Origin of the sequence: Sulfitobacter sp. UBA1132, from assembly GCF_002311545.1 — a bacterium.
In the GTDB taxonomy this organism is placed as follows: domain Bacteria; phylum Pseudomonadota; class Alphaproteobacteria; order Rhodobacterales; family Rhodobacteraceae; genus Sulfitobacter; species Sulfitobacter pontiacus.
On record NZ_DCAN01000021.1, the window covers coordinates 1 to 21,435 of the forward strand.

Below are 21,435 nucleotides of genomic sequence, written 5' to 3' on the forward strand. Positions count from 1 at the left end.
GTTCAAACTTTGCCTTAGCCATGGAGCAGCCCTTTATATTAATGAGGGCCTGAACCCAGACCCAAACCTATCTGGCGGGCGATGTATTGGGTCTGGCGCATAAAATCAAGCACCTGTTCGCCTCACACCGCCGCAGAATTCATGTAAATGCGCACTAGTTCGCTGTTACCGCCGGCGCAGAGGGGATTTCAGCGCGCTCGATGACCGCGTCCGCCGGGCGTTCGAACCAGCCTTCGGCCTTATTTTGCTTGACCAAATAGGTCTCGATCGACTTTGCCGCATTCTGGCTGAGGTTCTTAAGCTGTTCTTCAGCAGTCTTGGTGTAGCCAGACCCCACGATAGGCCCCTGATCAAGGGATTCGAAAACGGTGATCTGGTGCGGTTCGTCCGTAAGCTTCTTACCCGCGGCATCGTCCCAAACGGTAAGGTTCAGGATCATGATCGACTTGGGCGCAAGCACAAGCGGAATACCCGGAGGGGCAAGAACGTAGCCTTCGACACTGACGCCAAAGTGGTAATTGCGCGCGCCTTCATAGCGGTCAAAACGTTCGGCAATGGCGTCTTTGACAGCCGTCGTCAGCACCTCTTCACTGACTTCGCGGCTGATCGGCAGTTTCTGTACCTTCGGCGCAACAACGATGTTGTGGTATAGATTAAAGTCACCCAAAGGCACCGCCGGCTTGTCGAGGTCGGATGCCCCGTTGCACGCAGAAAGGACCACGATACTGATCAAAGCTGATAAAATTCGAACCATTTCATGCCTCCTCGGCGCATTTATGCCCTTTGCGATACCCTAAGGCTGAATAGGGTGCAACGTTTGCTAAAGTGGCACGCACTGGGAGGCGTGCTACCTTATGTCCGTCTGAATTAGGATAATTGCCATGGATCGTCCCCTGCCCGCCCGCGTGGCCTTGGTTAACCAACCCCTAGGCCTGTTTCGCAGCCTCGCTATGGCGCGACGTAATGTGCTTAGCATTATTCCTGAAATAGCTGTCAAACAGCCGATGGTCTCTGGCAAAATGGGCAAGCGTTGGCACATGGTTATGGACCCGACTGCCATCCGCGAGATGCTGTTGGATCGGGTTGACGACTACCCCAAATCCTTAGTGACAAAAAACCTTTTGCGCCCCGCGATCGGAGACTCCCTTTTCATTGCAGAGGGTGCGCATTGGCGCTGGCAACGCCGCGCGGTGGCACCGGCCTTTTCACACCGCAATATGCTGAACCTGTCGCCCATCATGACCGCAGCAGCGCAAAGGTCGGCCGACCGGATCGCCGCCGCTGGCCCGCGGGCCATCAATATGCTGGACGAGATGGTCACGTCGACATTCGAGGTCATCTCGGATGTCACATTCTCGGGCGGCGACGGGTTTGACCGCGGCGCCGTGCACCGCGCCATCGACGACTATATCGCAGAGGCCGGGAAACTGAGCCTTTTCGATATTCTTGGCTTGCCAGACTGGCTTCCGCGCCCAGGACGGGCGATGTCGGGCCGTGCCCTGAAAGACATGAAACGCATTGCCGACGGCGCGATAGATGCGCGCGCCGAACGGGGGCCCAGCGATACGCCGGACCTGCTGGATCTTCTCCTTGATGGCACCGACCCCAAGACCAAACGTCAGATGAATACGGCCGAGCTACGGGACAATCTGTTAACCTTCATCGTCGCAGGGCATGAGACGACGGCCCTTACCCTGTCCTGGGCGCTCTATCTGATGGGCTTTGATCAGGCCGTGCAGCAGAAAGCCCGCGCCGAGGCGCAAACCGTGCTGCAGGGGCGCGCGGCGACGGGTGCAGACGTCGAAAACCTACCATACATCCGCCAAATTATCGACGAAACCCTGCGCCTGTACCCGCCGGCGGGGGTGATTTCACGCACCGCGCAGAGAAACGACACCTTATGCGGCAGGGAAGTTCGGCCCGGCGATACTGTCATGGTGCCGATTTACGCGCTTGGCCGCCATCAGCAGCTTTGGGATCAGCCCGACGTTTTCGATCCCGACCGTTTCAAAGATCGCAAAGCCATCGACCGATACGCCTACCTGCCCTTTGGCGATGGCCCGCGTATCTGCATCGGCGCGTCCTTTGCGCAGCAAGAAGCGGTGATCATCCTTGCGACCTTGCTTTCGCGGTTTCGTTTCACACCTGTCGCCGGGAAAAGCCCTGAACCGGTTATGATCCTGACCCTACGCCCCGAAGGCGGAGTATGGTTAACCGCAACGCCTGCCTAGTCGCAAATCCGCCGCAAGTCGCCCCAGGCGTCCGCGTCGACAATAGCTGAGTATTCAGACTGCGCGCGCGCCGCATTTTGCGCTGCCGTGATGCGGTCATCGAATGATGGATGGCTCAGGAAATGGGCCATCAGTGGGTTCGCTTCGCCTTGGGTCTCGCGCAGGCGCTCGAACATGGCCCCCATCGCTTTCGGTGACACGCCCGCAGCCGCCATAAGTTTATGTCCGAACGCGTCTGCCTCTGTTTCGGCCTGCTGGGTATAGGTCGCGCTGATCAAACGCTCTGCCAGAAACAACACCACGGCACCGCCTGCGAAGTCACCGAACAAAAGCCCCAATACGCCGATCGATCCGGCGGACCGCAACGCATGGCGTGTCGGGTCACGACTGACAACGTGACCAATTTCATGCGCCAGCACAGCGGCGACCTCATCCGGGGACTGGGCTTGCTGGATCAGCCCGTCGAACAGCACGACAATCCCGCCGGGTAGCGCAAAAGCGTTCACCATCGGGTGGTCCAGGACCAGGACATTCAAATCCTGCACTGCCCCCTCGCCCGCGTTAAGCGCGGTGATCATGCTGGTGAGCGCCGCTTCGCCCGCCGAGGCGTCGCAAATGGCGAGGGGCTGCATGCCGGTTTCGTCCAAGGCCCTGCGAATCTGGCCCAATGTCGCCTCACCCAAGGCGGCCTCTCCTGCTGGTGGGATGAAATTCGCCAAACGGTCCGCCAGAAATGGCACCAGCACTGCAATCTGAAGCAGAACGGCCGCGACGGCTGCGATTGCCCAAGCGAACAAGCGGCCCCGCCCTCGGGCCGGCGCAGGACGCCGGGCGGCAGGAAGATGTCGTAGCAGCGTCTTATCCGCAACGACAAGCCGCGCCAGCGGATCTGTAACTGAGCGCAGGGTATAGTCTTTCCCACGCGCCTGATCGGGCACCAACCGAATATCGCCAAGCTGCCAGAAGATAATATCTTCGCTATCCAGTCCAATCTGCAGATTATCGTTCGCAATATGCAGGCTGACATCTTCGGCAACCGGATGATCACCATCAAAATATGCCGCCCCCATGCCGTTAAACCCGACGCTCATATCGCGGCTCCCAGGTCCAACGCCTCTGCAAACCCTTCGGCTTCGGCGAAGTCATCCCGCCCCGACTGGCTGATGCTTTGCAAACCGTCATACCGCGGAAGCGCACAGGTTTTGGCCATGTGACGCATTAACGGAAAGGTGACGAATGTGTTGTAGCAAACGTTCCACATCAAAAAGACCGAGAGGTAAAAACCCGCCAACACCACGATCGCCAAAGCCCGCGAGATCGGAAGCGTTTCAATGTCGATCCCCAAATCAAACCCCATAAAGGCGCTTGGTCCAATGACGACAAATGCCCCTAGCACTAGCAAAATCACCCCCAGAACGAGGACCGAATATGCGATAAAGCTGCCGAAAACGTAGATGAACGCGATACGCGGTGCGCTTAGCCTCGACGTTATGGCGATACCATTCGCTGTCTTGTGGTTTGCCATTATTCTTTTCGAAACAAAGCGATAGTGCGCTGCACCGTAGACCATGCCTAGCAGGCTCACGGGGAAAAGGAGCAACCACCAAGCGCCTCGCATAGAAAATGCTGCGCCCTGCCCGTCAGCTAGCGTTTCGAGCATCTGCGAGGCGAAGCCCGACGTGTCGAAAGTCTGGGACGCGGCAGATATGTACGCGTAGGCCACGCTAACAAGAAGCAGCAAGGTGAACAAAGCAAACGGAATCGCGGCACGATAGAGCATGCCCCAACGCCCCCCTTGATGCAGCTGTGCCGATCCGAAAAAGGTGCGGTCCGTCATGTATTTTTCAAGGTAGAAGGTCATACGTGGCCATAGCAGCCCTAGCGAGAAAATGGTGACCAACCAATGCAGCATAGCGCGCCAGACATACCCCCATGCGCCTTTATCAAGGCCAAACCGCACCCCGCGCCATCGCGTCCGTCCCAAAACGTACCGTCGCGCACGATATCGGGCATAGAACCAAAAAGGAACAACCCCGAATCCCGCTGCGAAGTACCCTAAGGTCGCGCTCGAAAACACCGAGAAGCTGACGAACATCAGAATCAGATTAATGATTCCGATGTAGAAGGTGAGGATCACAACGGCGATGAAGAAGCCCAATAGCTTTTCAATCGGATCGCCGACGTATTCCATCGGATGCCCGCCCGGCCGGATTGCAGACCAATACCATCGCCGCAAACGGGTCTTCATCCAGAACCGGTAAAACCCTAGCGTCATAATCGTGAGGAAACCGGTTTTGAACGCCAACCAAAAGAGCGCGCCGCGCCCCCCGACGAATTGAACCGACATCGCGGGTGCCGAACCACTGGGGTATGACAGTTCGGCGTCACTCACGTCGCTTGCGATCAACCGAAGCGGTTATCACGCGGGAACCCACGCGGTGCCATGCGCCCCGCTGTCGCGCGTTTGCCAGTCCATTCGGTCAGGTCAGCTTCGGTGCGTGTCCGTCCCGCGGGATCCTGCCAGCTTAGCCCGTTCTCGCGGCTAAACGTGATCGCATCAGACATGCCCCCGTCTTTGTACTTTTGCAGCCGCACACCTTTGCCGCGCCCCATTTCGGGAAGCTCGTCCAAGCCGAACACCAAGACTTTGCGATTTTCACCCACAACGGCAACGGCATCCGCATCACCAGTCACCGGCGCGCAAATCATTGCTTTCGCGTCGCCGCGCACGTTCAGCACCTGTTTACCGCTGCGTGTCTGCGCCAGAACGTCATCCTCCGGCACGATAAATCCATCCCCGGCCGAGGAAGCCACCAATAGCTTGCGCCCCGCCTTGTGGATCAAAATATCGACAATTTGAACTTCGTTGGGCAGATCCACCATCAACCGCAATGGCTCCCCCATGCCGCGCCCGCCGGGCAAGGTCGATGCAGACACCGTGTAAAAGCGCCCGTTCGACCCGAAGACCAGCAGCCTGTCTGTTGTCTCTGCATGGAAAATAAAGCGGGGTCCGTCCCCATCCTTGAACTTCAACTCGCGGTTCAGATCGATATGTCCCGTCATCGCACGGATCCAGCCCATCTGCGAACAGACAACTGTAATCGGTTCGCGGTCGATCATCGCCTCCAGCGGGACTTCCTCGATCACGCCGGCTTCGGAAAAGCTCGTTCTACGACGACCGATATTCTTACCGTCCAGCGACCAGTCCTTGCCGAACTGCTTTTTCGTCTCGCGCAGCTGGTCGATGATCGTATCCCATTGGGTACCTTCATTTTCCAACAGATCTTCGAGGCCCGAGCGCTCCTCCATCAAGGCGGATTGCTCGCGCAGCAACTCAATTTCTTCCAAGCGGCGCAACGACCGCAGGCGCATGTTCAAAATCGCGTCCGCTTGGACTTCGGATAGCGAGTTCTCAGCGGAGGGCGCTGGCGGTACATAGCTCGCCTCGTCCATCGCGCGCACGTGATCCTTACCCCAATCCTCGGCCATCAACGCCGATTTCGGGTCCTCGTCATAGCGAATGATATCGATCACGCGATCGAGGTTAAGAAACGCGACGATAAAACCTTCCAAGACCTCTAGTCGGTGGTCGATTTTCTCCATCCGGTGGGTCGAGCGCCGCTGAAGCACCTCGCGCCGATGATCAAGAAATGCGCGCAGCACTTCCTTCATCGAACATACTTTAGGCGTCACACCGTCGATCAAGACGTTCATGTTCAACGAGAATCGCACCTCAAGATCAGAGCTGCGATACAGCATCCCCATCAGGACCTCGGGATCAACGTTCTTGGAACGCGGCTCGATGATCAGACGAATATCGTCGGCCGATTCGTCGCGTACATCGCCCAGAATCGGAATTTTCTTGGTCTGAATAAGCTCTGCGATCTTTTCGATCAGCTTGGATTTCTGCACCTGATAGGGAATTTCAGTGATGACAATTTGCCAAGCACCGCGCCCCAGATCCTCTGTTTCCCACCGACAGCGCAGACGGAAACCGCCTTTACCCGTACGATAGGCATTCGCAATGTTTTCAGGGGGTTCAACGATAATACCGCCGGTCGGAAAATCAGGACCGGGAACGTATTTAAGCAAGGTATCGTCGCGGGCATCGGGCGTTTTGATCAGGTGAATACAGGCGTCTACCAGTTCCGAGATATTATGCGGCGGAATGTTGGTGGCCATGCCGACAGCAATGCCCGACGACCCGTTTGCCAGAAGGTTCGGGAACTGCGCGGGCAGAACGGCAGGCTCGGTCAGTGTGCCGTCGTAATTCTCTCTAAAATCGACAGCATTTTCATTCAGACCTTCCAGCATGGCCTCGGCCACGGCGGTCATCCGCGCTTCGGTATATCGGCTTGCAGCGGGGTTATCCCCGTCGATGTTGCCAAAGTTCCCCTGCCCGTCAACCAACGGATAACGCACGTTAAAATCTTGCGCGAGACGCGCCATCGCATCGTAAATCGCAGCGTCGCCGTGCGGGTGATAGTTCCCCATTACGTCGCCGGAAATTTTCGCAGACTTCCGGAATCCCCCGGTGCTGTTAAGCCTCAGTTCACGCATCGCGAATAGAATCCGACGGTGAACGGGCTTTAACCCGTCGCGCGCATCGGGCAGCGCGCGGTGCATAATAGTAGACAGCGCATAGGTCAGATACCGGTCGCCCAATGCACGGCGCAAAGGCTCTGACGAATTGCGAGAATCTGGATCGGCGGGGGTGGTTACATCTGACATCTTCATTGTTTAGCCAAGGCCGCGAGACGCGGCAAGCGACTGTTTGGCGCGCAGCGCCCCAGCACGGTGCGCGGTGTCTCTGTCATGCAACTTTGCAAACATATTGGAACGATTAGGCAGCATTTTATGTTATACTTGATAATACAGCCTTGGGGAGACCTGCTGCGGGTCTAGGCTGTCTGCTATTTCGAGGAATGTGTGATGAAGCGGTTTATTTTGTTGACCTTCGGGTTTCTTGGTTGGGCATTCTACGAGATGAGCGGCGGGGCCGATTTTCAACCCGCGAGTGCTCAGATGGCTACGAATGCAGACCAGATGCCGACACAAGAGAGTGGAATCACCGCCGAAACTTCAAACGAACCAGTCGATACCGCAAAGGTCATCCCGGCGGTCGCGACGGCTCCGGTTGATACGACCCCGCCAGGTTTTGAAAGCACCGCGCAAGCTGATGATGCCGAACGCGTTTCTGTCACCCTCACAACCGCATTGAATACTGCGGACACCGGTGCTGCGACTGACGTATCGTATGTGCCTGTTGCCCAGAATATCGCGGCGAACGGGGCGGACACACCCGCAATTATTCCCAGTCTGATCGTTCCGAACGACAGCGGTGCCGCGATCGTAGAGGCACGTGCTGAAACGAACCTGAGCAACGAGGCGGATATTCGTTCTGTATCCGGCAACCGTGTGAATGTCCGTGGTGGCCCTGGCACCGAGTTTCAGGTCGTGAGCAAGCTAGGTCGCGGCGATTCGGTCGAGATCATTCAGGATAACGGCGATGGATGGGTAAAGATGCGTCCCGTAGACGGCGGGCCAGAGGGCTGGATGGCCGATTTCCTGTTGTCGAACGGGTAAACTACTCAACAACTCCCGAGACAATTGTTAATGCAACAACGTACAATTTTAATTACCGGCTGCTCCTCCGGGATCGGCTACGCCGCTGCGCATGCATTGCGCGAACGCGGCTGGAGGGTTTTCGCTTCGTGCCGCCAAACGCGCGATTGCGAGAGGTTAGCCGCTGAAGGATTTGATGCGCCCCAGCTCGACTATACGGATGCCAGTAGCATCGCCACTGCGGTGGATCATGTACTTGAGCAAACCGGTGGCACGCTCGATGCCCTTTATAATAACGGTGCCCATGCGACACCCGGTGCCGTCGAAGACCTCCCCACAGATGCGCTGCGCGAGATATTCGAAAGCAATTTCTTCGGCTGGCATGAGCTTACGCGCAAGATCATCCCTGTGATGCGGGCACAGGGTCACGGGCGCATTATCCAATGTTCGTCCGTATTGGGTTTTGTCACAATGCCGTGGCGTGGCGCTTACAATTCTACGAAATTCGCGCTGGAAGGCTTAACGGACACGCTGCGCATTGAACTGCGCGACACCCCCATTCACGTGACCCTGATCGAGCCCGGGCCCATTACATCCAACATCCGCGCGAACTCTATCCCGCACTTCGAGCGTTGGATCGATTGGAAAAGCTCTGCCCGAAAGGCGCAATACGAAAGCGCGTTATTAGACAGGCTATACACTGCGAGAGGGCCCGACAGGTTCGAGCTTCCGCCACAAGCAGTCGTTGACAAGCTTATCCATGCGCTGGAGGCCGACCGCCCACGGCCGCGGTATTATGTCACGACGCCGACGCGTATCTCGGGCATTTTAAAGCGTATTTTACCAACACGTGCCCTAGACTGGGTGCTCTCTCGATAAATTCGGGTTGCGCTACTGCATGACCCCGCTACATCTTTCAGCAACACAAAGGATGCTTATGTTCGCTGATCCGTTATATATCCTGACCGTCGTTGCCGTGATTGCGGTGGTTATCGTATTGATTTTTGGGCTTGGGGGCTTCGCTGGTGGCGGAGAATTCAATAAGCGCAATTCAAATAAACTTATGCGCATGCGCATCATCGCACAGTTCATCGCTGTCGTTCTCATCGTCATATATGTGTACCTGCGAAAGGACGCTGGCTGATGGTTGTTCTTAATAAAATCTACACCCGGACCGGCGACAAAGGCGAAACCGCGTTGGGAAACGGGGACCGTGTGGCCAAACACGACCTGCGGGTCGAGGCATATGGCACATCCGACGAATTGAACTGTTTTGTTGGTGTCGCGCGGCTTGAGGCGAAAGGCGAAACCGACGCCGCACTGTCGCGTATCCAGAACGACCTGTTCGACCTGGGCGCTGACCTGTGCCGCCCCGATATGGAAGCGGATGCAGACGCCGAATACCCGCCTCTGCGCCTCGCGGCGGCGCAGGTCGACAGGCTTGAACGTGAGATCGACGTGATGAACGCTGATCTGTCCCCGCTGAGAAGCTTTATTCTACCCGGCGGCACCGCACTTGCCGCGCATTTGCACGTGTGCCGGACAGTTGCCCGCCGCGCCGAACGGCTTGCGGTGCATTTGGCTGACAGGGATTCTATTAATCCGGCCGCCGTCAAATATCTGAACCGGCTAAGCGATTGGTTTTTCGTCGCGGCGAGGGCTTCAAATAACGGCGGTAAGGACGATGTATTATGGGTGCCCGGGGCAAATCGCTAAGGCCGTCAGTCAGAAACGCCGCGTCGAAAGACAATAAATTACTATTTTTGACTGTTTTGCATTCGATTGCTTCGTTACACCGACGAAGAGTTCACATGATCGGGGCCGAACCGGCCCGGATCGTCAACTGAGGAGAGAGAACGCTCATGAAGGTACTGGTACCTGTAAAGCGCGTGATCGACTACAACGTGAAAGTACGCGTCAAAGCGGACGGCACGGGTGTTGATCTTGCCAACGTAAAGATGTCGATGAACCCGTTTGACGAGATTTCCGTCGAACAAGCGATCCGCATGAAAGAGGCCGGCCAGGTCGAAGAAGTTGTGGTCGTCTCTATCGGCGTAAAACAGGCGCAGGAAACACTGCGCACAGCGCTGGCAATGGGCGCCGACCGCGCGATTCTGATCGTGGCGGCCGACGATGTGCACAACGATATCGAGCCTTTGACCGTTGCCAAAATTCTGAAAGGCGTCGTCGAAGAAGAGAAGCCCGACCTTGTTCTTTGCGGTAAGCAGGCGATCGACAACGACATGAACGCCACTGGTCAGATGCTGTCCGCTCTGCTGGGTTGGTCGCAAGCGACCTTCGCCTCCAAAGTCGACATCGATGGCGACAGCGCAGTTGTGACACGTGAAGTCGACGGTGGTTTGCAGACTATTAAGGTTTCCATGCCTACAGTCGTGACTGTGGATCTGCGCCTGAACGAACCACGCTATGCGTCGCTACCCAACATCATGAAGGCAAAGAAAAAGCCTTTGGATGAAAAGACACCTGCCGATTATGGCGTCGAGGTTTCCAACCGTTTGGAAATCATCAAGACGGCTGAGCCAGCAGAACGTGCTGCGGGCATCAAGGTCGAGTCGGTCGATGAACTGGTTGCGAAACTTAAAGAAGCGGGGGCTGTGTAATGGCTGTTCTACTCCTTGCAGAAGTAACTGATGGCGAACTGGCACTTGACGCGACATCCAAAGCCGTTGCTGCGGCCAAGATGCTTGGCGATGTTACTGTTCTCTGCGCTGGTGGTTCCGCCGCTGCGGCGGGCGAAGCGGCGGCGAAAATCAACGGTGTTTCCAAAGTTCTGGTCGCCGAGGATGAGACCCTTGGCCACCGCCTCGCGGAATCCACGGCGGCGTTGATCGTATCGCTCGCCGGTGATTACGATCACATCACCGCGCCAGCGACCACAGACGCCAAAAACGTGATGCCACGTGTTGCTGCGTTGCTTGACGTCATGTTGCTGTCCGATGTGTCCGGTGTTGTCGACGCGGACACGTTCGAGCGTCCCATCTATGCGGGCAACGCGATCCAGACGGTCAAATCCTCGGATGCGAAAAAGGTTATCACCTTCCGCACCACGACGTTTGACGCCGCGGGCGACGGTGGCTCCGCCTCTGTAGAGACGGTATCCGCTGCGGCCGATCCCGGCCTGTCTTCCTGGGTTGAAGACCACGTTGCAGAAAGCGATCGCCCCGAGCTGACATCGGCTGGCGTGGTTGTTTCCGGCGGCCGTGGCGTTGGCTCCGAAGAAGACTTCGCCTTGATCGAAAAGCTGGCTGACAAGCTGGGTGCCGCTGTTGGCGCTTCGCGCGCTGCCGTTGATTCGGGCTATGCTCCGAACGACTGGCAAGTTGGTCAGACCGGTAAGGTTGTCGCGCCCGAGCTTTATGTGGCGGTTGGCATCTCCGGTGCGATCCAGCACTTGGCCGGCATGAAAGACAGCAAGATCATCGTCGCCATCAACAAAGACGAAGAAGCGCCGATCTTCCAGGTTGCGGACTATGGTCTGGTGGCCGATCTGTTCGAAGCCGTTCCCGAGCTGATCGAGAAACTGTAAGCCTTTAAGGTTTTCACGGATAAGGCCCGCAATCACCTGCGGGCCTTTTTCTATTTCAGGTGTTCAATCGTCTGCGCGACCGCCTTCGCAATCTCTTGATGTGCCCGAACGCCGGGGAGCTGTAACGCCCGCTCTTTTTCTATTGCAGGGAACACCATCCCCGCCGTCCCCTCGGACATGGCCGCGTGTGACGGTGTCACATATACCACTCCGGCCGCCAGCCGACTCACCTGAGAAACCATAGCTTTGGTCACGAACAGAGGCCCCGCACGAGCCTGCGCCCCCATGTCCCGCGTGGGCTTTTCGGGACCAAGGTGAAGCAGCACGCATGGTCCCGTCATCCGGCCAAGCAGCAGGGTCATCCGTGCGATCCAGGCCTGCTGAAGCTCACGCACCACCATCGCGAACCGAGTGGGCGAGACTTGTTTGAGCGCTTCCAATAGGTGGCGTGTGAAATGAAACTCCGCAAAATCAACCTCGGGGTAGATGGAGCAAAGCAGTTTCGACGGTGCGATAAATCTGTCGTTTCGACGCGGGTGTACTGAATAGTAGCGATTCGACATGTTGTGTGCGCCCAACACTTGCACCACGGTCACATGCGCCCCGGCGGCAATTTTCATGACTTCGGTATCATGTAGAAACACATCCAGACCCGCATTTTGTAACCCGAAATTGATGCAAGGCACCCCGCTAGACAGTTCTACCAACGCGGGGAACGGAGTTTCGACGTAGCGGCCAAACGTCTGGGTGCCGCCAACAAAAACCACATAGGGCGAGGAAGTTCCCCGAAGAGGTCCGCGAAACAGTAGCTTCGACGTGCCATAGCGACACAACGCGTAGTCCAACCGCCGCTTGCCATCATCCGTAGCGCCCATACCGTTCACCCTGTTCCACCGCTTTACGGACGCAGAATCGCCCTAAGTATTTTCGATTTCCTTAATGTTCGGATTTGAGAAAAGCTGTCGTGAATTCCGACCCTTGCGGCTGCTACCCCGCCCGCTTTATGCTGCGGCGAAACAAAAGGGGACAGCGCATGGATATCCAGACAATCGGCATCGTTGGCGCGGGCCAAATGGGCAACGGCATCGCCCATGTTATGGCTTTGGCGGGCTACGACGTGCTGTTGAATGATGTAAGCGCTGAAGCACTGCAAAAGGCGGTTGATACCATTACCGGCAACCTCGACCGTCAGGTTGGCCGCGGTAAGGTAACCGAAGCAGACCGTGACGCGACGCTCAAAAGAATCGTGACAACCCAAACACTTGCAGAACTGGGCCAAAGCGATCTGGTGATCGAGGCGGCGACTGAACGCGAGACCGTCAAGCAAGCGATTTTTGAAGATCTGATCCCCCACCTCAAACCGACCACAATCCTGACGTCGAACACGTCGTCGATTTCGATTACAAGGCTCGCCAGCCGAACCGATCGCCCTGAAAAGTTTATGGGGTTCCACTTCATGAACCCGGTGCCCGTGATGCAGCTGGTGGAGCTGATCCGCGGGATTGCGACGGACAAGGAAACTTTTGAGGCCTGCCGCGGCGTTGTTGATAAACTGGGCAAAACTGCGGCCTCTGCCGAAGACTTCCCAGCATTTATCGTAAATCGTATCTTGATGCCGATGATCAACGAGGCTGTCTATACACTCTATGAAGGTGTGGGCTCTGTCGAATCTATCGATAGTTCACTCAAGCTGGGGGCCAACCACCCGATGGGGCCGCTGGAGCTTGCAGATTTCATCGGTCTAGACACCTGCCTGGCGATTATGAACGTGTTGCATGACGGGCTGGCCGATACGAAATATCGTCCCTGCCCGCTCCTGACAAAATACGTCGAAGCGGGCTGGCTGGGGCGTAAATCTCAGCGGGGTTTCTATGACTACCGCGGCGATGTGCCTGTCCCCACGCGATAAATCTGCAGCAAGCAGCGGGAGCCAGCCCCCGCGCCCCCGGGATTTATCCCATTTGGAAGATAGCGTTAGTCTTTAAGCGCAAGTGTATGCGCCCGTAGCCACGCCATGAAACCGCGCGGGTCGTCCGCATGAGCGGCCATGTGCTCTGGCGAAAGCGGCGCGCCTACGATCGGGCCCTGCGGCTTGTCGCATGCGTGCACAATCTCGTGGAGCAGAAGCCCCTGCCGCAAGATGGGCGAGATTTTATTCGCAATTTGATAGGCTCTGCTATTTTGCCCTGGAAAGCGCATTGGAACCACTTGCGCGCCCGAGCGCCGGATCATTTTCGCGGTGAAAACATTCCACTCCGCCTCTATGGCAGGGCCGAACATGGTATCCGAAGCCGCTACGACCCCGGAGGGGAACAGCGCGACAACACCGCAATCCTTCAGATGCGCCATCGCTTTGGCGCGCATTTCGACACCTTTGCGCTGCGCATCAGGGTCATGGGGAAACGGCACGGGGATCATATAGCTGCCCGCGACCTCGTCGATAGAGGTCAACAAAGAGCGCGTCAGGATCCGATAATCAGGGCGTACCCGTCCGATCAGATCGGCGAAAATCATGCCATCGACCATCCCGTGCGGGTGGTTCGCGACAACGACCACTGGACCCGTTTTCGGAATGCGATCCAGCTGTTCCTGCGGGGTCGTCAGGTCGATCCCCATGGTATCGAGTGCCGCACGCCAGAAACCCTGCCCTGTGGGCGCGCCCTGTTTCTCGAACTGTCGGATCAGGCGCAGAACCTTGAGCTTGCCGGTGAAAAGTTCGATAGCGCTGATGATCCCCGATTTGACAGGATGATCAAACGTGGATGCATAGGACAGGCTGCGGCGGTCATACTTCGTGAAGGTCACCGGTTCGCCGCTGCCATCGTTCAGTAGGGGCGCAGGGCCGGTTGGCGCATTCTCCGTCATGTGGTTAACCCTTTACGCATCACAGTGACCACCGGCCGCATTGCAAACACCGCCGTTACTGGCCTTCGCCGAACTTGTCAGCCACCAAGGCTGTTAACGCATCGGCCAATGCGTCCTGATCCGGGCCAGAGGTCTGTACATCAATCGTACACCCTTTGGACGCCGCCAGCATCAGCAGCCCCATAATGCTGTCACCAGAGGCGGACATCCCGTCCTTGCTGACTTCGGCGCGCGCATCAAAAGCCTCGACGACCTCAACCAGCTTGGCGGAGGCGCGGGCATGCAGGCCTTTTTCGTTTACGATTTTCAATGAGACTTGGGTCATACAATAGGGGCCTTGCTATTCCGCACTAACATTCTGGCTATCAATATATTTTCTGCCGGCCGCCAGGGCCGCGCGCACCGCCTCGGGCACTTCCAGATCACGTGACTTTGCCAGCTTGATCAACATGGGAAGGTTTGCGCCGTAAAGGATCCGACGGTTTTCAGGACGGCATGCAAGCAAACTGAGGTTCGACGGAGACCCACCGAAAAGGTCTGTTACGACGACAACACCATTGCCCGTATCCACGGCATCGGCTGCCTCGCAGATTTCGCGCTGCTTTTCGGTACGATCATGGTCTGCATGGATCGCAATAGCGCGCACGCCGTTTTGCGACCCAACAACATGTTCGATCGCAGCCAAATATTCTTTGGCCAATCCACCGTGTGCAACAATCACAATACCAATCAACGCGATGTCTCTTCCCGTTTACTACGATCCAGTTCGCGGTGCCTGATGGACACCTGCCAGCCGTCGTTCGAAAGTTTGAACGCCAGATGTTCGGCCAAAGTTACGGAACGGTGTTGCCCCCCTGTGCAGCCAAACGCAAGAGAGATATGCGATTTACCTTCAGTCTTGCAGGCTGGCAGGATCAATTGACACAGAGAGTTTACCTGTGCGGCAAAGCTTTCGAACAGCGGGTCGGCATGCACGTAATCGGCGACCTCTTTCTGTGTGCCGTTCATACCACGCAGCGAGGGTTCCCAATAGGGATTGCGCAAAAACCGGCAGTCAAACACCATATCCGCACTGCGGGGCAAGCCGCGCTTATACGAGAAAGACTGTACGGATACGCTGAGGTGATGTTCCCCATCAAGCGCGAACCAGCGCTCCACTTCCGCACGCAACTGGTGCACATTCAGCTCGGACGTGTCGATCAGGACATCCGCCAGCGCCAGCACCGGTTCAAGCAGCTCTTTCTCGCGCACGATCCCCTCGACAGGTGTAGCGGTGGCCGCCATGGGGTGACGCCGGCGTGTTTCGGAGAAGCGCCGAAGCAGGACGTTGGTCGCACAATCCAAATATAGCAATTCAATATCTACATCGGGACGAGACCGCATGTCCGACATCAGTTCGATCACGCGATCGGTCGAAAAATCGCGGTTCCGCAAATCGACACCAAGAGCCATCGGACGCAGTTGACCCGGGGCTTCGAGCAAAGCGCGCAGCATCCGCATGGGAATATTGTCGATCGCTTCAAAGCCTGCATCCTCCAACACATTGAGCGTCGAAGATCGCCCTGCCCCCGCGGGGCCGGTCACCAGCACCATACGCCGGTTGGGTGTTACATCATCAGTCATCTGCTGTGTATTTCATCATCTTTGCCATCAAGTAAACAGAGGCAGCAAAATGAGGCCCGTCGCATCTTCTCAGGCATCGGATGTGGATGCCCATTACGTTCTGGTATGTGGTTTCGGGAAGACGGTCAGGCTCATCTTGGTCAAGGTCTACGATAAGAAAGATCGGTATCGCACTGCGATGTTTCAAGGTCAGCAAGCCGACGCCGCGCGCCTCGATCAACCCTTTGATAGCGGCGGGTGGGTGCGCGATAACTTGGGCATCCTGAACGATCAAATCCGTGCGGTCATCGGCAACCAGCTCGGCCCCCATCGCAATCATCTGCAGCGCCAGCGCGGACTTGCCTTTACCCGAGCCCCCCCTGATCATCACGCCACGCCCATCAATTGCGACGGTGGTGGCGTGGATCGTGCTTTTGGTCATGGCCGGTTCAGGTGGGCAGGCCGACTACAAAGCGCGCGCCAAGGGGATCAGAGGAGATATCGGCATCCGTGGGCCGGATATTTTCTGCCCAGATCACGCCGCCATGCGCTTCGACAATCTGCTTAGAGATCGCCAGCCCGAGGCCGGAGTTATTGCCAAAATGCTCTTCCGGGCGCTGCGAATAAAAACGCTTAAATATCTTCGACAGAGCTTGCTCTGGAATGCCGGGCCCCGTGTCTTCGACGACCACAAGAACGCGATTTTCACGTTTACGTGCCCAGACCCGAATGGCATCGCCGTCTTCGCAGAACGAGACGGCATTGCTGATCAGATTCACAAAAACCTGTGCCAGGCGTGCTTCCAACCCGTGCACGATGATCGGCTGTTCGGGCAGATCGGTGATAAAATCGATGCCACGTTTGCGCGCATCTTCGCCAAGATACTGACCCAGATTGCTGATCATCATCAGCAGATCAAACGGCTCTTCCTCTTCCTTGACCAATTCGCTGTCCAGACGGGACGCATTCGAAATATCACTCACCAAACGATCCAACCGGCGAACATCGTGGTCGATGACATCCAGCAGTTTTTCGCGCTGGTCCTCACGCTTGATCAGGCGCAGCGTGCCTACCGCAGAACGGAGCGAAGCAAGCGGGTTCTTGATCTCATGCGCGACATCGGCGGCAAACTGTTCGTTTCCGTCGATGCGGTTGTATAATGCGGAAACCATCCCGCGCAGTGCGCCCGACAAGCGCCCTATTTCATCAGGACGCGCCGTCAAATCAGGGATCCGAATGCGGCCCGGGTTCATCTTTCGCGCATCTTTATCACGCCCAAGCTCTGCCGCTGCAGCAAGATCGGACAACGGATTTGCGATGGTCGAGGCCAGCACGAGGCTCAATCCGATCGAAACCAGCGTCGCGATCACGAACATCTGGAGCACCCTCTCCCGTTCGCCGCGAACCAGTTTGTCAATTTCACCCGCGGCCGAGGTGACGGCGACAACCCCGACGGGCAATCCATTCTGCACAATCGGCGTAGCAACGGAGAAAAGCGTGCCACCAGTGCCGACAAGATCGTTCCGCACCTTGGTCCCGCCTACCAATGCACCCGAGACCAACGGCTGCAACTGTTCCGCTAACGGAGCAGGATCTGCCGTGGCGGCGTTTTCAAACGGTCGGGAGAGCAGCCCCCAAAGCCAGCTCAACCCATCGGAAATCAGCGCCGTGTCATCTTCGGCACCGACGTTATTTCGCGCGGCGGCACCCGCGTTCTGCGCAACAAGGCTTTCGGTAGAATCGAATACAAACACTTCGATCCCGCTGCGCAAATCAAGCCGGCCAAGGCTTGCATCCACATCCATCGCGTCGCTCAGGCTGTCAGGCGCACCCGCCGTTGCCAACTGCGCCTCAAAAACGTCAGCGATCAGTTCAGCTTCCGAAACCAGTGACGCACCACGCTGCACGGCCAGGCTATCGCGAGAAGAGTTAAGATAAAGAATACCGGCGGCCAAAACATTCAACGCAATCAAGTTAAATGTGATGATCTTACGCGTCAGCGGCGACGCACGCAGAGAGAATAGCCCCCGCCGCGCGCGTTTGCTGCGCAGTTCATCTGTCGCGGTTTTGTCCGGAGCGACCCAATCGTCGCCCAATACAACATCACCGTCCCGATAAGGTGTGGTCATGTCTCGCACAAAATTCCTTTCGACAATGGCCATGGCTCAGGTCACTCTTCGTTGTATCTGTAGCCGATGCCATAGAGTGTTTCGATCGCGGAAAACTCGTCATCCGCAGTCCGCATTTTTTTACGCAACCGTTTGATATGACTATCGATTGTACGGTCGTCGACGTAAACTTGATCATCATATGCCACGTCCATCAACTGGTCACGTGACTTCACAAACCCGGGGCGCTGTGCAAGCGCTTGCAGCAACAGGAATTCTGTCACCGTCAGGGATACGTCCTTACCCTTCCAGCTGACTGCATGGCGCAACGGATCCATGCGCAAATCACCACGTTCGATCACTTTGGTTTCTTCGGTGTCGCCGACCTCGTTGGTTTCCACGGCATCCTGGCGGCGCAACAGCGCACGGATACGTTCAACCAAAAGCCGCTGACTAAAGGGTTTTTTCACGTAGTCGTCAGCCCCCATCCGCAGGCCGAGCACCTCGTCAATCTCGTCATCTTTGGATGTCAGAAAGATCACGGGCATCGCGGTTTTCTGGCGAAGCCTTTGCAGCAAATCCATGCCATCCATGCGAGGCATCTTGATGTCCAACACCGCCATGTCGGGCAGCTTTTTGTTAAACGCATCCAACGCGGCTTGCCCGTCATTATATGTCTCGACTTCGAAACCTTCGGCTTCCAACGTCATTGAAACCGACGTCAGGATATTCCTGTCGTCATCCACCAATGCAATTTTAGACATTGCCTGTTCCTTTTATATGCTGCTCAACTGCCATAATATTTTTTCTTTCATTGATCATCAATTTACGCGGCCGAATCAATCGGAAACTGCGAATCGCTCCTCATCTTGGCCATAATCACGCCACAATTTGCCAATGAATGGCTAAATTGCCGCACATATGGGATGCAGACGCCACGTTACCCCATAGCACTTTACGTTCAATTAACGACAGTTTCCGCAAACAGTTACATGGTGGCGCTAACTGCGACTAACCTACCTGTTCATACTGTAAATCAACGTGCTAAGAGGCGGACACGACCCCTTGGGTCGAGCCATTAGTGCAAGAATTGGCACCTTTTCTCGGTGCAGCTACAGGAGACATCACATGACGTTAGGCCGCGTAAATCCGCAATTCCGCCTCGAAGACCAAGGCATAAGCGGGCTTGGTGATGTCTATTACAACATGATCGAACCCGCGTTGGTCGAAGCCGCGCTGAAACGGGAAGAGGGCACGTTGGGCAAGGGCGGCGCGTTTCTTGTGACGACGGGCAAATTCACCGGACGCTCCCCCAAGGATAAACATGTCGTAAAAACCGACAGCGTTGCGGATAAAATCTGGTGGGAAAACAACGCCGAGATGTCGCCTGAAGGCTTTGATGCGCTTCACAAGGACATGTTGGCGCATATGCAGGGGCGTGATTACTTCGTCCAGGATCTGGTCGGTGGGGCCGATCCGAAACACGCGATCAACGTGCGTATGGTGACCGAGCTGGCTTGGCACGGTCTGTTCATTCGCCACATGCTGCGCCGCCCCGAGCGCGACGCGCTGGATGATTTCATCGCGGACTTCACCGTGATCAACTGCCCGAGCTTTTCGGCTGATCCAACCAAACACGATTGCCGCTCGGAAACCGTCATTGCGATGAACTTCGACAAAAAGATGATCTTGATCGGCGGCACAGAATACGCAGGTGAGAACAAGAAATCTGTATTTACCCTGCTGAACTACCTGTTGCCGGAAAAAGGGATCATGCCGATGCACTGCTCGGCCAACCATGCTACCGGCAATCCCGTTGATACCGCTGTATTCTTCGGTCTGTCAGGCACAGGAAAGACCACGCTATCCGCCGATCCGGGCCGTACATTGATTGGTGACGATGAACACGGCTGGTCGGATAACGGGACCTTTAATTTCGAAGGTGGCTGCTACGCCAAGACGATCAACCTCAGCCGAGAGGCAGAGCCCGAGATTTACGCCACCACCGAAAAATTTGGTACCGTGATCGAGAACATGATCTTTGATGAAGACACCAAAGAGCTTGATTTCGACGATGACAGCCTCACCGCTAACATGCGTTGCGCTTATCCGCTTCACTACATTTCTAACGCCTCGGCGAAAGCGACGGGTGGGCACCCCAAGAATATCATCATGCTAACCTGTGATGCGTTCGGTGTTCTTCCCCCTATCGCGCGCTTGACCCCGGCGCAGGCCATGTACCACTTCCTGTCTGGCTTCACCTCCAAGGTTGCCGGTACCGAACGTGGCGTGACTGAACCCGAGCCTACATTCTCGACCTGCTTTGGTGCGCCCTTCATGCCGCGTCGCCCCGAAGTCTACGGGAACCTTCTCCGCGAGAAAATCGCGACGCATGGCGCAACCTGCTGGCTGGTAAACACCGGCTGGACTGGGGGCGCTTATGGCACAGGCAGCCGCATGCCGATCAAAGCAACGCGCGCGCTGCTGACCGCAGCATTGGAAGGGGCGCTCGCGGGCGTAGAGTACCGCAAAGATCCAAACTTCGGCTTTGATGTTCCCGTGGCGGTTACGGGTGTTGCTGACATCCTGCTGGATCCACGCCGGACATGGGACAACCCTGAATCCTACGATCGTCAGGCTGACAAGCTGGTCAAGATGTTTGCAGAAAACTTCGAACAATACCTCCCTTATATTGATGACGACGTGAAAGCGGCCGCCATCGGCTAAAGCTTAACAGAGCCGCGCCAATGCGCGGCTCTTTTTCCATGCGCAGACTATGCCGCTTTCGACGCTCGGCCCGAGAGCGGCATATCCAGAATAAAGCGCAAATCATCGCGCCCCATATAGGCCATGAACCCCTCGACCGGCGCATCCATTCCGTTGATGAACCAGCGCAATGTGCCTGGCTCCGTATGCATATAGCCGTGCCGCGCTGGAAAGCCCTTATACACGACCGAGTTGGTCATAAACGCGATGACATGGTCAGGATCCCAATGCTGCATCGCCTGCCAGAATGCATAGCGCCCCAGCACAGAAGATAGACCTGCGTTTCTGAACTCTCGCGGCGTTGTGCCCACCCAGAACTCCCCATGATAGCACACGTCGCCAGCGATGCGCTGCGCACCCGGCCCCGCCCGATACCGTGATCGAAGAAAATCGATGTCAACGCCGGGCGGCGGAAACTCGACAAATGACCGACGAAGATATTCGGCTAGCTTGGCTCCTTTCAAATCAAGCATACGCATTGCCTGCGTATGCATAACATCGCCTTTGGCATTTCGGCCGACAATCCAAAAGGCATTGGTTTCGTTCAGGTCGTGCGTTTCAGGGTCAAACGGCAGCCCTAGCAAGTGATCCGGACGCGCGTCCTGCAATATCGTCTTATACTCAGCAAAATCATAACCGACCGTTAATGTAATCCCGGCCTCATGCAAAAGTGCGGAACTGCTGGCGATAAACCGTTCGCCGTCTTGAAAACTCAACAACGTCATACTGAACTCTCCTTTGATGCAAGCTG

General features: G+C 56.5%; 22 protein-coding genes. 9 read left to right on the forward strand and 13 right to left on the reverse strand.

Annotation, left to right across the window (positions count from 1 at the left end):
* Positions 1-154: 154 nt before the first annotated feature.
* Positions 155-754 carry a hypothetical protein gene (locus B4F27_RS16775; RefSeq protein WP_235208576.1) on the reverse strand — a complete coding sequence of 200 codons (600 nt, stop codon included), beginning with the start codon at positions 752-754 and terminating at the stop codon, positions 155-157.
* A 127-nt stretch (positions 755-881) separates the two neighbouring features.
* On the opposite strand from B4F27_RS16775, the gene B4F27_RS16780 reads away from it, so the two are divergent.
* Positions 882-2,231, forward strand: coding sequence for a cytochrome P450 (locus tag B4F27_RS16780; protein ID WP_286760233.1), 1,350 nt, complete (start codon positions 882-884; stop codon positions 2,229-2,231).
* On the opposite strand, the gene B4F27_RS16785 is transcribed toward B4F27_RS16780, so the two are convergent.
* Genes B4F27_RS16785 through B4F27_RS16795 form a run of 3 tightly spaced genes read right to left on the reverse strand, consistent with a single transcriptional unit; the run spans position 2,228 to position 6,962 of the window.
* The gene (locus B4F27_RS16785; RefSeq protein WP_286760234.1) at positions 2,228-3,322 is read right to left on the reverse strand and encodes a M48 family metallopeptidase; all 1,095 of its coding nucleotides are present in this window, start codon (positions 3,320-3,322) and stop codon (positions 2,228-2,230) included. The genes B4F27_RS16780 and B4F27_RS16785 overlap by 4 nt on opposite strands.
* Complete coding sequence (locus B4F27_RS16790) at positions 3,319-4,578, reverse strand: DUF898 family protein (protein WP_286760235.1); 1,260 nt, start codon at positions 4,576-4,578, stop codon at positions 3,319-3,321. Before B4F27_RS16790 ends, B4F27_RS16785 begins: the two co-directional genes overlap by 4 nt.
* Positions 4,579-4,634: 56 nt before the next feature.
* The gene (locus tag B4F27_RS16795) at positions 4,635-6,962 is read right to left on the reverse strand and encodes a DNA topoisomerase IV subunit A (RefSeq protein WP_260003785.1); all 2,328 of its coding nucleotides are present in this window, start codon (positions 6,960-6,962) and stop codon (positions 4,635-4,637) included.
* Between the two features lie 201 nt (positions 6,963-7,163).
* Here B4F27_RS16795 and B4F27_RS16800 point away from each other — a divergent pair, with 201 nt between their 5' ends.
* The 6 genes from B4F27_RS16800 to B4F27_RS16825 all read left to right on the forward strand — a co-directional run bounded on the left by B4F27_RS16800 (position 7,164) and on the right by B4F27_RS16825 (position 11,343).
* On the forward strand, positions 7,164-7,817 hold the full coding sequence (locus B4F27_RS16800) for an SH3 domain-containing protein (RefSeq protein ID WP_286760236.1): 654 nt from the start codon (positions 7,164-7,166) through the stop codon (positions 7,815-7,817).
* Between the two features lie 30 nt (positions 7,818-7,847).
* Entirely contained in the window at positions 7,848-8,675 is an 828-nt protein-coding gene (locus B4F27_RS16805; protein ID WP_286760237.1) for an SDR family oxidoreductase, read from the forward strand.
* Between the two features lie 58 nt (positions 8,676-8,733).
* Entirely contained in the window at positions 8,734-8,940 is a 207-nt protein-coding gene (locus B4F27_RS16810; RefSeq protein ID WP_037953908.1) for a twin transmembrane helix small protein, read from the forward strand.
* Positions 8,940-9,512 carry a cob(I)yrinic acid a,c-diamide adenosyltransferase gene (locus B4F27_RS16815; protein WP_037941311.1) on the forward strand — a complete coding sequence of 191 codons (573 nt, stop codon included), beginning with the start codon at positions 8,940-8,942 and terminating at the stop codon, positions 9,510-9,512. The genes B4F27_RS16810 and B4F27_RS16815 overlap by 1 nt, the downstream gene beginning before the upstream one ends.
* 146 nt (positions 9,513-9,658) lie before the next feature.
* Positions 9,659-10,417 (forward strand): electron transfer flavoprotein subunit beta/FixA family protein, encoded by a 759-nt coding sequence (locus B4F27_RS16820; protein ID WP_005849900.1) that lies wholly within the window; start codon positions 9,659-9,661, stop codon positions 10,415-10,417.
* Positions 10,417-11,343, forward strand: coding sequence for an electron transfer flavoprotein subunit alpha/FixB family protein (locus B4F27_RS16825; protein WP_005849902.1), 927 nt, complete (start codon positions 10,417-10,419; stop codon positions 11,341-11,343). The genes B4F27_RS16820 and B4F27_RS16825 overlap by 1 nt, the downstream gene beginning before the upstream one ends.
* Before the next feature lie 50 nt (positions 11,344-11,393).
* On the opposite strand, the gene B4F27_RS16830 is transcribed toward B4F27_RS16825, so the two are convergent.
* Positions 11,394-12,218 (reverse strand): DUF6473 family protein, encoded by an 825-nt coding sequence (locus B4F27_RS16830; protein WP_286760238.1) that lies wholly within the window; start codon positions 12,216-12,218, stop codon positions 11,394-11,396.
* A 158-nt stretch (positions 12,219-12,376) separates the two neighbouring features.
* On the opposite strand from B4F27_RS16830, the gene B4F27_RS16835 reads away from it, so the two are divergent.
* Positions 12,377-13,252 carry a 3-hydroxybutyryl-CoA dehydrogenase gene (locus B4F27_RS16835; protein ID WP_005849905.1) on the forward strand — a complete coding sequence of 292 codons (876 nt, stop codon included), beginning with the start codon at positions 12,377-12,379 and terminating at the stop codon, positions 13,250-13,252.
* A 65-nt stretch (positions 13,253-13,317) separates the two neighbouring features.
* Here the strand turns inward: B4F27_RS16835 and B4F27_RS16840 are convergent, their stop codons facing one another.
* The 7 genes from B4F27_RS16840 to B4F27_RS16870 are packed head-to-tail and all read right to left on the reverse strand — an operon-like array spanning position 13,318 to position 18,682.
* A complete protein-coding gene (locus B4F27_RS16840) occupies positions 13,318-14,208 on the reverse strand; it encodes a lysophospholipid acyltransferase family protein (protein ID WP_074637199.1) in 891 nt (296 codons plus the stop codon).
* A 55-nt stretch (positions 14,209-14,263) separates the two neighbouring features.
* Positions 14,264-14,533 carry an HPr family phosphocarrier protein gene (locus B4F27_RS16845; protein WP_005849908.1) on the reverse strand — a complete coding sequence of 90 codons (270 nt, stop codon included), beginning with the start codon at positions 14,531-14,533 and terminating at the stop codon, positions 14,264-14,266.
* Between the two features lie 15 nt (positions 14,534-14,548).
* Complete coding sequence (locus B4F27_RS16850) at positions 14,549-14,941, reverse strand: PTS sugar transporter subunit IIA (RefSeq protein ID WP_005849910.1); 393 nt, start codon at positions 14,939-14,941, stop codon at positions 14,549-14,551.
* Positions 14,938-15,831, reverse strand: coding sequence for an RNase adapter RapZ (gene rapZ, locus B4F27_RS16855; RefSeq protein WP_009825323.1), 894 nt, complete (start codon positions 15,829-15,831; stop codon positions 14,938-14,940). The genes B4F27_RS16850 and rapZ overlap by 4 nt, the downstream gene beginning before the upstream one ends.
* The gene (locus B4F27_RS16860) at positions 15,824-16,252 is read right to left on the reverse strand and encodes an HPr kinase/phosphorylase (RefSeq protein WP_286760239.1); all 429 of its coding nucleotides are present in this window, start codon (positions 16,250-16,252) and stop codon (positions 15,824-15,826) included. The genes rapZ and B4F27_RS16860 overlap by 8 nt, the downstream gene beginning before the upstream one ends.
* A gap of 7 nt (positions 16,253-16,259) precedes the next feature.
* Positions 16,260-17,972 (reverse strand): sensor histidine kinase, encoded by a 1,713-nt coding sequence (locus tag B4F27_RS16865; RefSeq protein WP_286760240.1) that lies wholly within the window; start codon positions 17,970-17,972, stop codon positions 16,260-16,262.
* 8 nt (positions 17,973-17,980) lie between these two features.
* Positions 17,981-18,682, reverse strand: a complete 702-nt coding sequence (locus B4F27_RS16870; RefSeq protein WP_005849917.1) for a response regulator transcription factor — start codon at positions 18,680-18,682, stop codon at positions 17,981-17,983.
* Between the two features lie 364 nt (positions 18,683-19,046).
* Here B4F27_RS16870 and B4F27_RS16875 point away from each other — a divergent pair, with 364 nt between their 5' ends.
* Positions 19,047-20,645 carry a phosphoenolpyruvate carboxykinase gene (locus B4F27_RS16875; protein ID WP_286760241.1) on the forward strand — a complete coding sequence of 533 codons (1,599 nt, stop codon included), beginning with the start codon at positions 19,047-19,049 and terminating at the stop codon, positions 20,643-20,645.
* 47 nt (positions 20,646-20,692) lie between these two features.
* Here B4F27_RS16875 and B4F27_RS16880 read toward each other — a convergent pair whose 3' ends face one another.
* Positions 20,693-21,409: a hypothetical protein gene (locus B4F27_RS16880; protein ID WP_286760242.1), complete on the reverse strand. Its 717-nt coding sequence runs from the start codon at positions 21,407-21,409 to the stop codon at positions 20,693-20,695.
* Positions 21,410-21,435 lie beyond the last annotated feature (26 nt).